Below are 13,897 nucleotides of genomic sequence, written 5' to 3'. Positions count from 1 at the left end.
TTGGTAATCCAATACCAGAATTTCCTTGAAGTTCTGCATCATATTGGTGAAGCCAGCGGTGTACGCTGCTTTGTCCTAAATTGTTATCTGTACAAACTTGGGTAATGGTCAATCCTTGTTTTCGGATTAATTCACAGATATGAAGTTTGTAATTTGCATCAAATGTTCGTTTGATTTTGCTCATGTTGAAATCCTCTGTTCAGTGAAATTATATCTCTATATCACTGTCTGATTTCATTAGACCATTACACTTCTAACACTTGTAGAGCGTAAGAGTTTATATGTGCATATTGTTCATTTAGGAGCGACAAGAGTTTCTGCGAATACGATTAGTCACTGTATAGATCGACTTAAAATGAGCCATGCTCATAGTGTGACATTTGATAATGGTAAAGAGTTTTCGGAGCATCAGCGCTTAACAAACCGAGGTATTGATACATATTTTGCTGATGCATATTGCTCAAATCAGCGAGCAAGAAATGAAAATACGAATGGCTTAATCCGTCAATATTTGCCAAAATCATCTTCATTCGAACATATTAGCCAAGAGCGAATTCAAGAGATTGAAGATGCTTTGAACAATCGTCCTAGAAAGAGTTTAGGATGGCGAACACCTAACGAAGTAATGGCTGGGTTTTATACCGTTGCACTTGCTAGTTGAATCCGCCAAAAAATAAAGCTGAAGATAAGATTATAGAATAATTTTTTAATAGAAATGAACCAACATAATCATGAATAGCGGCAATTAAAAAGAGGCGATATGAATAATGAAAATATAGATAAACCTGATGTTAAAGGTGAATTAAAAGTTAGTTTTTTTATTTTATTTGCTTTCATTTGGATTGTTACTATGTTTAGTGAATACCATAAATCTTATCTGGTAGCATTGACTGAATATGAGATGAGCTATAAGTTAAATTGGATATTGGACAAAGAACCTATTGAGCAAAATCTTATTTTTAGTTTTCATAATCAAAAAGGTAAATCTATAAAACCAAGAGGATCAGAACTGAGCGTTAAGAATGGAAAAACGGGAGAAGTTTTAGTCAGTCACCAATTTAGTCATTTTACAATCAATAATCCTGACATCAAATTAATTTCGGATCAGGAATATCCTTTAACTTATCCTGAGTTTTATTATAGTCCTGATTATAGCGTGATGTTAAAACGTAAAAATTTATACTGGATAAGCAAAGCCACAATAGAAAGTGATGGTCAAGAAAGTCGAATCTATTTTAAAAATGGAGATCCTAATTCTAAGAGATATAATAAAATTCGTTCTACAAAAAATCTGTATGTTTTTTCACTTATTTCAGTTTTTATGATTACTTTGGGAATTTTATCTGTATATTTATTCAATTGTTTAAAAGGTTATAAAAATAATATTTCTTCGATGATTATTGCTGTACTTGGATTATTTTGTGTGATTTATTTTATATTTTACAAATTGATTTATGTATGGATACAGGTTGAATTTAGAATATTTTAGGTTTTAAAATATAAACCATTTAAATAGCCTAAGTATTAGATCTTCATAAAATCTGAGACTATGCAACAAAGTATTTGGAGTGAGGTGAAATGTTAAAACTCATCTATTACGTCCCTGAATCGCACCTAGAAACTACAAAAGTAGCAATATTTTCAGCAGGCGCAGGTGGGATCGGAAATTATGAACACTGTGTATGGCAAGTTTTAGGCACAGGGCAATTTAAACCTGTAAAAGGTGCAAAGCCATTCATTGGAGAGGTGGATGCTTTGGAGCAAATTCCAGAATGGCGTGTGGAAACCATTGTCCCAGAAGATAAAGCAAAATTAGTGGCACAGGCTTTAAAGGCAAGCCATCCTTATGAAGAACCTGCCTTTGAGTTTATTCAAATGGTAAAGATTGAATAAAGTTTCTCCCTGAACAAGATTTAAAGCATTGCTTTAAATAAAGTGTAAGAAAGGATGGTTGGAGATTAAAGTGCAAAAAATTAAATAAAATAAGCCTTTTTCTTGTTGAATGAAAAGGGAGGGGATTTTATTTACAAGCTCTTTATTTTTAAATTTTCTGAATAAATAAATCACGATCAAAACGATATTGCGGTAAGAATACGCCATCTTTGGCACGTTCACCTGCACCAATCACCATCACAGGATATTGTTGATCATTCAAGTCCAAGATTTGACGTAACATAGGCTCATCAAAGCCTTCCATCATACAACTATCAAAACCAAATGCACGTAAAGACAATACCAAGTTCTCACATGCCAATGCGGTGGTTTTACTTGCCCAAAGCTTAGCATCCGCAGGGGTAAATGCTGTAACAGGCAGTTGCTTATTCATACTGCGGGCAACTTTGAAAGCAACTTTCTTAAAGTTACCTAGAGCGTTGAAATAGCCTGTTTTATAGTTATAAGGAATGTATTTATAATAGCGTTGTACAATCGGTGGCACTTCTGGAAATGGAAACTCACTGATATTACGCTTTGACATTTCATCAATACGATCTGTACGTGCAACACAAACAATCAGTTCCGCAGCGGTTTTTGCTGCCAATTGATTTAAGCAAGCTTTGATTAATTGGGTTTTCTTCGCCTGATTTTGCACAATATAAAATGTCCAAGGTTGTAGATTGGATGAATTTGGCGCAAGTAAAGCCAAGTCCAAACACTGATCTAAAATCTCAGTAGGAATTTGTTTTTCGGTAAATTTACGTACAGAACGGCGACTTTGGATGACTTTTTTAAAGTTTTCAACATCAATATCTTGTGGTGCAGGCTCGTAATAACGCTTCTTCTCAGTATTTTCTTGGGACATGAATTTTAGCCTTAAGGAGATAATTTAAAATCTTCAAATCATTAAAATAAAAGCATGGAAATGAAAAACCACCAAATATGTAAATTTAGTGGTTTTTATATGAATTTTAAATTAACAATTAATTAAATTGTGAAAAATCAGGTTTACGTTTTTGCATAAATGCAGCAACGGCTTCTTGCATTTCAGGTGATTTGACACGTTGCATAAAGACCTCAGCTTCGTGATCTACACATTCAATAATTTGTTCTAAATTATGCTTCATCAAAGCTTTACTTTGCTTCAATGATGCCAATGGTAAAGCTGCTAAATGCTGTGCTTGAGCTTCTGCATGTGCATAAGAATCTTCAACGATTTCATTCACCAAGCCTGTTGCAAGGGCTTTTTCAGCATTGAATTTTTGTGCTGTAAATAATAATTCAGCCGCTTTATGATAGCCAGCTTGTTGGACTAAAAGTTGTGTTGCACCGCCCTCAGGAGAAAGACCCAAACTCACAAATGGCATTTGGAACAGTGCGGTATTGTCACTATATACAAGGTCAGCATGCAGTAAAATCGTTACACCAATGCCAATTGCAACACCACGAATCGCCACAATTAATGGCTTAGAAAAGCGTGCAGCCGATTTGAGCAATACAAAAGGAGGATTCATACCTGCTTTACGATCTAGTGGTTTTTGCGCACTTTCTAAAAAGTCCTGCATGTCATTGCCCGCGGTAAAATCAGCATTTTGACCACGTAAAATTACATTACGTACAGAGTCTTCTTTGTCAGCTTCATCAAGTGCTTGCGCGATCCATAGGTATAATTCACCATACAGCGCATTTTTCGCTTCAGGACGGTTAATGGCTAATGTAAGAATCCCATTGTCTAAATTTGCATTTAAATGTGGGTGTGGCTGTTGAATACAACTGAGGGTCATCGTACTATCCTTGCTTTAAAATTAATTGGATTTTTATAACGCCATTATGTCGCATATTTTAGATGTAGACGCAACTGGTCAGTTCATAAAAAGTTGGGACTAAGATGCAATATCGTTTTGATTATCTCGTTTATATTGGTCGTTTTCAGCCTTTTCACTTGGCGCACATGCAAACTATAAACATTGCGTTACAACAAAGTCAGCATATTATTTTGGCTTTGGGTTCAACACAAAATGAGCGAAATATCAAAAATCCATTTAGTGCAACAGAACGTGAACAGATGATTTTGTCTAATTTCTCTGAGGAAAATCAAAAACGTATTCATTTTGTTCATGTAGTCGATGTTTATAATGATGCGAAATGGGTAAAACTAGTAAAATCGTTGGTCTCTGAAGTGGTTCAAGTCGGAGACAAAGTCGGCTTAATTGGTCATTTTAAAGATGAATCTTCTTATTATTTGCAGCTTTTTCCTGAGTGGGAAATGGTTGAATTGGAAAGTTTAAAAGGGTCTATTTCTGCGACACCTTTGCGTGAAGCTTATTTTCGAGGGGACATTAAACACGCAGAATTTCCATTGGGCACAGTTCAGTTTTTAGAAAAATTTCAACACACGGACTATTATCAGAAACTGAAAGCTAAATTTGAAAATCAGGATACATCGAATATTGAGCTTTGATTATAAACTTTGCGAGTGTTTAAAACAGGGATCGATCATCCAACTTGAAATAAATCTTTTGTGTGTTGAATCAAATGCTGAGTTAATGCTTCAAGTTGAGGGGATTGCTGTTTCCAATGATGCCAATACAGCATAATGTCTGTTTTGGCAAAAGGCATAATCTCGATCAGTTCACCATTTTCAATACGTTTTTCGATTTGAAAGTCGGGCAACATGCCATAACCAAAACCTAATAAAATCGCCTCTACAAATGCAGTCGAAGACGGCACATGATGATAAGGAAACATGCTGTCGGTTAAACCAAAATGTTGGATTAAAATTTGATGTTGCAATTGGTCTTTTTCATTAAAAACAACAGCAGGCGTGGTTGTTAAAATTTCACGTGAAATCCCTGCTTTAAAATATTGCTGATAAAAAGCTTTACTTGCGACCATTCGATAAGTCATTTTACCTAAAGTGCGTGCAATACAACCTTGCATGGCTGTTTGTTCTGTCGAAATACAGGCATTGACTAAACCTGCTTCGAGTAAATGATGAGTTTGAGTTTGATCATCAATTTTTAAATCTAACAAAATGTTCTTCTGTAATACTGATTTTTGTAAGCTTGCTAATAACCATGTGGCTAAAGAATCAGCATTGGTGGCGATCTTTAATTTATAAAAAACAGAATTTTGCGTTTTACCCTGAAAGTTTTGTAATAGATTATTTTCCATGAGTCGAATATGTTGCAGATGCTTTAAAAGTGCTTGTCCCATTGGGGTGACACGGCAAGGACGTTCTCTTAAAATCAGCACATGTCCTAATTGTTTTTCTAAAGTTTGTAGCCGAAGCGTGACAGCTGAAGCGGTAATATTGAGTTGTATTGCAGCGAGCTCAAAACTGCCAGTTTCGGCAACGGCTAAAAAGGCTTCACTTTGTTTGCTTTGTAACATAATTTTATCCATTTTGGATTGAGCCAATGATTACTTAGCTAAGAAAAAGTTAGTTTGATTGATATTTTCTAAGAATAATTTATTTTTAAATTTAAAACGAGATAATGGCGACAGTTTTGTAATATTGTTGTGTTATTAAAAATGCAGTCATTTATTCATGGTTTTGCCATTGGGATGAGTTTAATCGTCGCAATTGGGGCGCAAAATGCTTTTGTTCTCAAACAAGGATTGAAAAGACAATATGTATTTTGGGTCTGTTTGCTTTGTGCGACTTCTGATGCAATTTTAATTGCGCTCGGTGTGACAGGTTTTGCGCAAGTCATTCAAAGCTATCCACAAATTTTGAGCATAGCTAAGTATTTTGGCGCTGCCTTTTTGTTTGTTTATGGCGCACAACATTTTTATGCCGCATTTACACAAAATCAAAGTTTATCTGCAAGTGACCAGAAAGCCGAAAACTTGTGGGCGATTTTAGCGATTTGTGCTGCATTAACATGGTTAAATCCGCATGTTTATTTAGACACAGTTATTTTATTGGGTTCAATTTCAACACAATATGCTGCAACAAAATTCTATTTTGCACTGGGGGCGATGAGTGCTTCATTTATATTTTTCTTTAGTTTAGGTTTTGGGGCACGTTTACTTGAACCTGTTTTTCAGCATACCAAAGCATGGAAAGTTTTGGATATTGTGATTGCATTGATTATGTGGGCGATTGCATTGAATTTGATTTTAAATTAAAGAAAAATAACTGCATTGCTAGGTGATTTACAATGCAGTTATTTTTAAATATTTCTCAAAAATTATCGTTTAAATATCGGTTCACGCCGTTCAATAAATGCAGCAACACCCTCCATAAAAGCAGGTGTTTGTACCAATTGGCATTGTAACTCTTTTTCATAATTGAGCTGTTCAGGCAAGCTATGCGTGTCGGCATGGGCATAGGTTTTACGAACATGTTGTGCGATGTCAGGTGGTAATTTTGCTAATTGATTCGCAATTTTCAGCGCTTCATCGAACAGTTCAATTTTGGGTACACATTTCCAAATCAGTCCCCATTGTTCTGCTTGTTTGGCGGTGATTTTTTCACCGAGTAAAGTGATGGCTTTGCTACGGGCAGTGCCAATAAAATGAGGTAAGAACCATGATGTGCCCATGTCTGGAATTAGGTTGAGTTTTGGCGCAAAAGTTAAAATGAAATAAGCTTCTTCAGCCGCAATAGTAATGTCACTGGCTAGGGCGATGCCGACACCTGCACCTGCTGCGATTCCATTCATCGCAACGACAACAGGAATTGGGAAGTTTTCAATTTTTTCAATCCAAACATTAAAATAATGTTGCATATGATGTTCTAGAGACTGAGCAGGAGATGCTTGACCATCACCTAGAAAAGATTGTGGACTGAGTTCTGCACCTGAACAAAAACCTTTACCTTCTGCTGTGATAATTAATGCAGAGATATTTTGATTTTGTTGAATATTTTCTAGAGCATTGAGCACTTCTTTTGCCATTTCCACAGATAGGCTATTCATCACAGGCATACGATCGAAGTGGAGGATTGCAATGCGATCACGATATTCGAGTTTAATATTTTCATAGTTCATGGGTATATCCTTATTTTTACTGCATAAAGCAGAACCGTTTAAAATTAAAAGCAATGCGCTATCCATGCATTGCTATTCAGCATCGAAAATTTATATTTAGAATGTATGGGATGACTTTCTTAGTTATAGGTGAATAAATATTGATCGACATTGGCGATAAATGACAGTTCAATTTAAATGATATGCAAATTGTCGAATGTAAATGTGCTCCAATTTTTTTAAATACAGTGTCAATTGTGATGCTGTTGTATATTTGAGCGAAAATACAGAGAAAAAATTAGTCCATTGATTAAAAAATACTATATTTAAAATAATAGCAATAGTATAAATATTAATCATGCAGGATATTTTAGGCAATTGAATGTGCTGAATAGGCTTGCAATACTCAATTTTTTAAGCAAAACATGGAAAGCATTTTTTGAGTTTAATGAATTGATTTAAATGGATAAAAAATAATATGGAGAAAATAATTAAATGGAAAAATTAGCCTCACATGTACATTATTTGTTTTATTGGGAACAGCAACAACCCCATAAAACCTATTTAGTGCAGCCTTTATCTGATGGTACTGTGGTCAAATATACATGGCAGGATGTTGCGCATCAGGTGCGTTTGATGGCAAGCCACTTACAAGCTTTAAATTTTCCACCACAGAGCAATATTGCTATCTATGGGAAAAATAGTGCGCATTGGATTATTGCTGATTTAGCAATTTGGTTAGCAGGGCATGTTTCTGTACCACTTTATTCTACGCTCAATGCTGAGGGTGCAAAGTATGTGCTTGAACATAGTGAAGCCAAATTTTTATTTATAGGAAAATTGGATGGAGTTGCTGACAGTTGGAATAGTGTAAAAACTATTTTACCAAGTGATTTGCCTTGTATACGTTTGCCTCTTGCTCCAGATTATGCTGCGCCATTTTGGGATGATGTCCTCAAAACAACTATACTTTTAGATCATTTTGACTTACCACAACGTGATGATTTGGCAACGATTGTTTATACCTCAGGTAGTACAGGTTTGCCAAAAGGGGTAATGCAAAATTTTGCTAGTTTAACTGAACCACCACATTCTCTATCTCGTACTTTTCATGTCACCTCAGCAGAACGAACTTTATCTTACTTGCCTTTAGCTCATGTTGCAGAACGGATTTTTATTGAGTCGGCATCATTGGTGATGGGATTTACGGTATTTTTTGCTAATAATCTAGAAACTTTTGTTGAAGATTTAAATCGTGCAAAACCAACGATTTTCTTCTCAGTTCCACGATTATGGACGAAATTTTACTTGGGCATCAATGAAAAAATACCTTTACATGTGCAAAATGTTTTGTTCAAAGTGCCGATCGTGGGTAAAGTGGTCAAAAAGAAACTATTGGCTAAACTGGGTCTAGATCAGGTTCGTTTTGCATTAACTGGTTCAGCACCTTTGCCTGTTGATATTATTAAATGGTATCGTAATTTAGGGCTTGAGTTGCTCGAAGTTTATGGAATGACTGAAAATTGTGGTTATTCACATGTGACACGACCGGGGCAATTTGCTGAAGGTTATGTCGGGCATGTACAAGCCGATGTACAGTGTAAAATTGATACAAATGGTGAAATTTTAGTGAAAAGCCCCGGAACAATGATGGGCTATTATAAAAATCCAGAAAAAACAGCAGAAGATCTCACAACAGAAGGTTATTTACGTACAGGGGATATGGGGGAAATAGATGTTTCAGGACGATTACGTATCACAGGTCGAGTGAAAGATATTTTTAAAACCTCAAAAGGTAAATACATCATGCCTGTTCCAATCGAACAAAAACTGGGAAATCACGCTTATGTAGAATCGGTATGTGTAGGCGGTTCAAAGCTACCGCAACCTGTGGCTTTTGTGATGCTAGCAGAGGATTTAAGGCAACATTTAGCAGAGGGTAAGCAGCAGCGTGACGTTGTAGAACAAGCTTTAATAACACTACTGAATGAAACCAATCTTCAACTAGAGCCACATGAAAAATTGGCTTTTATTGTGGTGATTAAAAAGCTTTGGACGATGGAAAATGATATGTTGACACCGACCATGAAGATCAAGCGTAATAAAATCGAAGCTGCATATGAAGATTCGCTTGAGTCTTGGGCAGCACAACAGAAGAAAGTGATTTGGCAGTCTTAGTTTTTTGCGATGCGTTCTCTTTTTGAAATTGGAAATGATCATTGTTTCCAATTTCAAAATAATATTTTGACTTATTTATCTAAAGATATTGTAATAATATTCAAATATTTAATCGAAAAATACCTGATATCAGGGATACCCGTTATACATTTTGCAGGATAAAATTTAATAAAAGTACACTTGGTATGCACATGTTTAATCTGAATTGTCCATTGCTTCGACCTGTTATGGTGTTGGAAGATGATCCCAATGTTCAAATGAGAATTGAAAAATTATTACAAGCATTTGGTTATGAACAACAGGATTTTTTATTTGCACAGAGTATTAGTGTAGCAAAGCAATATTCACAACATGTAGATGTGCAATTGGCTTTGGTTGATTTAGGTTTACCTGATGGTAATGGTATTGAGTTTATTGATTATTTACGCTTAGAACAACAAAAAACTGATGTGCCAATTATGGTGATTTCTGCATGGAATACTACAGAAATGATTTATCAGGCTTTGAGTGCTGGTGCAACAGGTTATGTTTTAAAAGAGCGAGATGATTTAGAAATTATGTTTGCGCTGCGTAGCATCTTGACGGGTGGAGCGATTATTGATCCGAGTATCGCCAAAGAAATTTTAAATAAATTTGTTGGAACAGAAACGCCACATTTAGATCTAAAAAGGAGAAGTGTTTTATCGAATCGTGAAACTGAAATTTTAAAACTGATTGCCTCAGGGGCAAGCAGTAAAGAAATTAGTGCGCAATTGGCGATAGCAAAATACACAGTCGATGTTCATATTAAAAATATTTATCAAAAATTAGAAGTCAACTCACGTACCAAAGCCATTCATGTTGCGCAAAATATCGGCTTACTGAGATAATCTAAGCAGCTTGTACTTCATTTATAAGCCTTTAAATTATTATTCACGTAAATTATTATTCATGGAATTGCTGCATCATTCATATGGCGTGCGCCTTCTAAGATCATACGAATCATGATCATCGTTTGCTCAGCGACTTCTTTACGTTCATTGATGGGTAAATCAATGACCTTTGCTCCCATATTAAATACCAATTGGGTAATGGCTTTGGCAACCAATTCAGGATGGATTAAATGTTGACGATTAAGCTTTTCTAAGCGAATTAAATCTTCTTGCAATTCTTGTTGAAAAAAAGCCAATTGATTATCGACAGCACGTTTATACTGAATTGAACCTGTATAACCTTCACGTAATAACAAGCTGAGATTTCCTTCATCTGCATCTAACTGTTCAATAAAAACTTCAACAGAACTGCGGATAATGCTGCCTTTTTTGGCTGCTTTTAAACGTGCTTCATGCAAAATTTGACGTAGTACCAAACCTGAACGGTCAATTAGCTCAATCGCAAGTTCATCTATATCTTTAAAATGTCGATAAAAACTATTTGGTGCGATACCTGCTTCACGAGCAACTTCTCGCAGGCTCAATGCCGAAATACTTTTTTGTGGTCCGATGAGATTTAACGCTGCTTGGAATAATTCTTCTTTGGTAATGGTTGCTTTTCTGCCCACTGAACGCACAGTGACTTTTTCAAGATGATTTTCAGCATCTTGCTGAGCAGTGGTGTGTTCGGTCATGGCAGAGCTTGAGTTCATAAAGATCAAAGAAATAAAAATACTTTTCTATTATACCGATGCAGCTACAGAAGTGAAATGAATAGATACAATACACATGTATATACAAATATATATACATGTGTATAATAATTAAAACTCGGAAGAATGGTGAGCGCAAAATGCACGCTATTGAAAAGCAAAAATCTCCTGTGCAATCTCTTGCTGAAACGGTACTTGATCCGCATACAGCAAATTTCTGGCTACAAAAATTTAATCCTTTATGGTCAGTGAGTCAGCCACTGGGCAAGATAGTTGAAATTCAACAGACTGCTGCGGACACAGTGAGTTTAAAAATTCAAGTCAATCGTCATTTCAAAATGGGTAAAGCAGGTCAGCATCATCCCGTCATTGTTGAAATCGCAGGTCGCCGGTATGAGCGTACTTACAGCTTGACCCAAATTGATCAGCATCATGTACTTTTGACAGTAAAAGCAGTGGATCAGGGCGTCGTCAGTCAATGGTTATGTAATGAAGCGAAGTCTGGAGATGTACTTGAGTTCGGTTTGCCATATGGTGATATGACCGCAGTGGATCAAAATCAGGCTGTGGTGTTATTGGCAGCGGGCAGTGGCATTACCCCAATGTACAGTTTGATCAAACAACTTGAAGCTACAGATAAAATTGCAACGCAATCTGTAACCTTATTGTATTGGGTTAAACAACAGGCTGATGCTGCATTTGCTGAATATTTTGAAACTTTGGCTGAGAAATTTGAACATTTCAAAGTACATATTTTTCACACTCAGCAAACACCAACCGATGCACGTTTAAATGCTGAACATCTTTATCTCATTCAGGATGTAGCAAACAGTACGGTCTATGTCTGCGGACCTTCAGGTTTTGTACATACTGCAGAAAGTATATTTACCTCGGCAAAACAATTTAAAAGTGAAGCATTTAGCTTAACGCCAATCATTTCAGATGAAACTGGCTTTGTAAATGTGACATTGACCAAGTCCAATAAAGTGCTTGCTATACCGAAAGGGCAATCCATTCTTGCGAGCTTAGAGCAGCAAAACATCAAGCCACAACACGGTTGTCGCATGGGTATTTGCAACAAATGTGCCTGCAATAAAGCCCAAGGTGCTACGAAGAATTTGGTCAATGGTCAGGAAAATGCAGAACCAAACAACCTGCTTCGTATTTGCGTCAACACAGCTCAAACTGATTTAGTTATTGATATTTAAGCGAGTTTTACCATGAATATGCCAGTAAAAATTGAATATTTTAAAAATGCTAAAAACCGTGAATTAACCCAGTCTGAACTGGATGCTTTAGCACGTGAGCTTGATGCGATTAAGCAAGAAGTCTTGGATGATATTGGGGAAAAAGACGCTGAATATATTAAAAAAGTCTATGCGGCAATTCGCTACAGTAGCATTTTAGGGCGTGCATGTTTATTTGCAGGATGGTTCCCGCTTGCATGGTTATTGGGTACAGGCTTACTCGGTTTTGCCAAAATCATGGAAAATATGGAACTGGGTCATAACGTCATGCACGGTCAGTATGACTGGATGAATGATCCACGATTTAAAGGGACAACTTACGAGTGGGACATTGTCGGAACTGCGGATAACTGGCGTCAAACCCACAATTATAAACATCATACTTATACCAATATTAAAGGGATGGATGACGATATTGGTTATGGTTTATTGCGTTTGTTCCCCGAACAGCGTTGGAAACCAGGTTATTTGTTGCAACCTTTATATGCCGTACCATTCTGTTTACTGTTCCAATGGGGTGTTGCGATCCAAAACCTTGAAATTGGTAAAGTTTTATATAAACGTAAAACTTGGGCACAGTTTAAGGAAGAATGGAAACCAACGCAGAAGAAAATTGGTAAGCAATTCTTTAAAGATTATTTGTTTTTCCCACTGATCGCAGGACCTGCGGCATTACCTGTTTTCACAGGGAATTTGGTGGCCAATGGTATCCGTAATATTTGGACATTCAGTATCATTTTTTGTGGACATTTCACCAAAGATGTTGAAGTTTTCCCGAAAACTGTATTACAAAATGAAAGCCGTGGCCATTGGTATATGCGTCAAATTCGGGGTTCTTCGAACTTAACAGGTTCAGAAGCATTCCATATTTTGACAGGGCATTTAAGCCATCAAATCGAGCATCATTTGTATCCTGAAATCCCAGCGCGCCGTTACCGTAAAATGGCACCAAAAGTTCAGGCAGTCTGTGAAAAATATGGCTTGAATTATAACAATGCAAGCCTATTTAAACAGTATGGTCAGGTGCTTGGACGTATTGTGAAATTTGCATTTCCATTTAAGAAATAATCGATTTTTTGAGTTATTCAAAGCCACTTTCGAGTGGTTTTTTTAATTAGAAAATAGATCGTAGCCCATTCGACCAATCAAAAACACCAATAAAATCAAAAAGAAAATACGAATAAAACCACTGCCATATTTCATGGCTAAAGCAGTGCCAGTGATTGCCCCAAGAATATTACACACAGCAAGAATCACAGCAGCTAACCAAATGACATGACCTGTGGGAACAAAGAAAAACATGGCGGCTGCATTGGTCGCAACATTGACCAATTTTGCGGAAGCAGAGGCATTTAAAAAGTCAAAAGCAAAAACTTTGACAAATAAGAACAGCAGAAAACTACCTGTGCCAGGTCCGAAAATACCATCATAGAAACCAATCAATGCCCCAAACAAAATCCCAAGCGCAATTTCTTTTTTCCCTGCTTGTAAAACCGTATGAATTTGTCCTAAGTCTTTTTTAGCAAAGGTATAAATGGCAATCGTGATCAATAAAAAGAATACGATATAGCGCATCAACTCTTTGGGAATCAATGAAACAGACATTGCACCAAAAAATGAAAAGATAAATGCAGCAAGCATTGTTGGTAGCACTAATTTCCAATTGATTGTTACTTTCTTAAAGTAGCAAATGCAGATGAGAGCGTACCTGCCATCGCGATCATTTTATTGGTGCCGAAAACAGTTGCTAAACTCTGTTTTGGAAAAGCATGCATCAGGGCTGGCAGTTGAATTAAACCACCACCACCGACAGCAGCATCAATTAAGCCACCACAAAAAGCGAAAAAGCCAAGACCAATTAAAATGGTTTGATAATCCATTATTAGAACTGATTTTGAAAGAAGATAGAGAGAGTTTATGCTAGAAAAATATAAATG

The 13,897-nt window shown here is 36.3% G+C and carries 14 protein-coding genes and 2 pseudogenes; 9 read left to right on the top strand and 7 right to left on the bottom strand.

Going from position 1 to position 13,897, the window contains the following annotated elements:
• A partial coding sequence (locus AVJ19_RS15760) for a transposase (RefSeq protein ID WP_162626630.1) occupies positions 1-184 on the bottom strand: 184 nt, incomplete at its 3' end.
• A 66-nt stretch (positions 185-250) separates the two neighbouring features.
• Here AVJ19_RS15760 and AVJ19_RS15755 point away from each other — a divergent pair.
• The 3 genes and pseudogenes from AVJ19_RS15755 to AVJ19_RS15745 form a co-directional block, all read left to right on the top strand.
• Positions 251-661 (top strand): annotated as a pseudogene (locus AVJ19_RS15755) (IS30 family transposase); the annotation flags it as partial.
• 99 nt (positions 662-760) lie between these two features.
• The gene (locus AVJ19_RS15750) at positions 761-1,489 is read left to right on the top strand and encodes a hypothetical protein (protein WP_111860601.1); all 729 of its coding nucleotides are present in this window, start codon (positions 761-763) and stop codon (positions 1,487-1,489) included.
• Between the two features lie 89 nt (positions 1,490-1,578).
• Positions 1,579-1,893, top strand: a complete 315-nt coding sequence (locus AVJ19_RS15745; protein WP_111860600.1) for an NGG1p interacting factor NIF3 — start codon at positions 1,579-1,581, stop codon at positions 1,891-1,893.
• Positions 1,894-2,041: 148 nt separating this feature from the next.
• Here AVJ19_RS15745 and AVJ19_RS15740 read toward each other — a convergent pair whose 3' ends face one another.
• Positions 2,042-2,800: a nitroreductase family protein gene (locus AVJ19_RS15740; RefSeq protein WP_111860599.1), complete on the bottom strand. Its 759-nt coding sequence runs from the start codon at positions 2,798-2,800 to the stop codon at positions 2,042-2,044.
• A 118-nt stretch (positions 2,801-2,918) separates the two neighbouring features.
• Complete coding sequence (locus AVJ19_RS15735; RefSeq protein WP_111860598.1) at positions 2,919-3,719, bottom strand: enoyl-CoA hydratase-related protein; 801 nt, start codon at positions 3,717-3,719, stop codon at positions 2,919-2,921.
• Positions 3,720-3,823: 104 nt separating this feature from the next.
• Between AVJ19_RS15735 and AVJ19_RS15730 the strand changes: the two genes are divergently transcribed.
• Positions 3,824-4,396, top strand: a complete 573-nt coding sequence (locus tag AVJ19_RS15730; RefSeq protein WP_111860597.1) for a nicotinate-nicotinamide nucleotide adenylyltransferase — start codon at positions 3,824-3,826, stop codon at positions 4,394-4,396.
• 35 nt (positions 4,397-4,431) lie between these two features.
• On the opposite strand, the gene AVJ19_RS15725 is transcribed toward AVJ19_RS15730, so the two are convergent.
• Complete coding sequence (locus AVJ19_RS15725) at positions 4,432-5,328, bottom strand: LysR family transcriptional regulator ArgP (protein WP_111860596.1); 897 nt, start codon at positions 5,326-5,328, stop codon at positions 4,432-4,434.
• Between the two features lie 141 nt (positions 5,329-5,469).
• Between AVJ19_RS15725 and AVJ19_RS15720 the strand changes: the two genes are divergently transcribed.
• A complete protein-coding gene (locus AVJ19_RS15720; RefSeq protein ID WP_111860595.1) occupies positions 5,470-6,069 on the top strand; it encodes a LysE/ArgO family amino acid transporter in 600 nt (199 codons plus the stop codon).
• A 62-nt stretch (positions 6,070-6,131) separates the two neighbouring features.
• On the opposite strand, the gene AVJ19_RS15715 is transcribed toward AVJ19_RS15720, so the two are convergent.
• Complete coding sequence (locus AVJ19_RS15715; protein WP_162626629.1) at positions 6,132-6,932, bottom strand: enoyl-CoA hydratase-related protein; 801 nt, start codon at positions 6,930-6,932, stop codon at positions 6,132-6,134.
• Positions 6,933-7,406: 474 nt separating this feature from the next.
• On the opposite strand from AVJ19_RS15715, the gene AVJ19_RS15710 reads away from it, so the two are divergent.
• Positions 7,407-9,089, top strand: coding sequence for an AMP-binding protein (locus tag AVJ19_RS15710; protein ID WP_111860593.1), 1,683 nt, complete (start codon positions 7,407-7,409; stop codon positions 9,087-9,089).
• Positions 9,090-9,280: 191 nt separating this feature from the next.
• Complete coding sequence (locus AVJ19_RS15705) at positions 9,281-9,958, top strand: response regulator transcription factor (RefSeq protein WP_111860592.1); 678 nt, start codon at positions 9,281-9,283, stop codon at positions 9,956-9,958.
• 59 nt (positions 9,959-10,017) lie between these two features.
• Here the strand turns inward: AVJ19_RS15705 and fabR are convergent, their stop codons facing one another.
• Positions 10,018-10,695 (bottom strand): HTH-type transcriptional repressor FabR, encoded by a 678-nt coding sequence (gene fabR, locus AVJ19_RS15700; protein ID WP_228203382.1) that lies wholly within the window; start codon positions 10,693-10,695, stop codon positions 10,018-10,020.
• A gap of 158 nt (positions 10,696-10,853) precedes the next feature.
• Here fabR and AVJ19_RS15695 point away from each other — a divergent pair, with 158 nt between their 5' ends.
• Both AVJ19_RS15695 and AVJ19_RS15690 read left to right on the top strand, forming a co-directional pair.
• Positions 10,854-11,921, top strand: coding sequence for a ferredoxin reductase (locus AVJ19_RS15695; RefSeq protein ID WP_111860590.1), 1,068 nt, complete (start codon positions 10,854-10,856; stop codon positions 11,919-11,921).
• A 12-nt stretch (positions 11,922-11,933) separates the two neighbouring features.
• Positions 11,934-13,028, top strand: coding sequence for a fatty acid desaturase family protein (locus AVJ19_RS15690; protein WP_111860589.1), 1,095 nt, complete (start codon positions 11,934-11,936; stop codon positions 13,026-13,028).
• A gap of 42 nt (positions 13,029-13,070) precedes the next feature.
• Here AVJ19_RS15690 and AVJ19_RS15685 read toward each other — a convergent pair.
• Positions 13,071-13,840: pseudogene (locus AVJ19_RS15685) on the bottom strand (sulfite exporter TauE/SafE family protein).
• Between the last annotated feature and the right edge of the window lie 57 nt (positions 13,841-13,897).

Source organism: Acinetobacter sp. CFCC 10889, from assembly GCF_003268395.1.
Classification (GTDB): domain Bacteria; phylum Pseudomonadota; class Gammaproteobacteria; order Pseudomonadales; family Moraxellaceae; genus Acinetobacter.
Note: the sequence above shows the minus strand (reverse complement) of the source record. Positions and strands in the feature narration are given on the sequence as shown.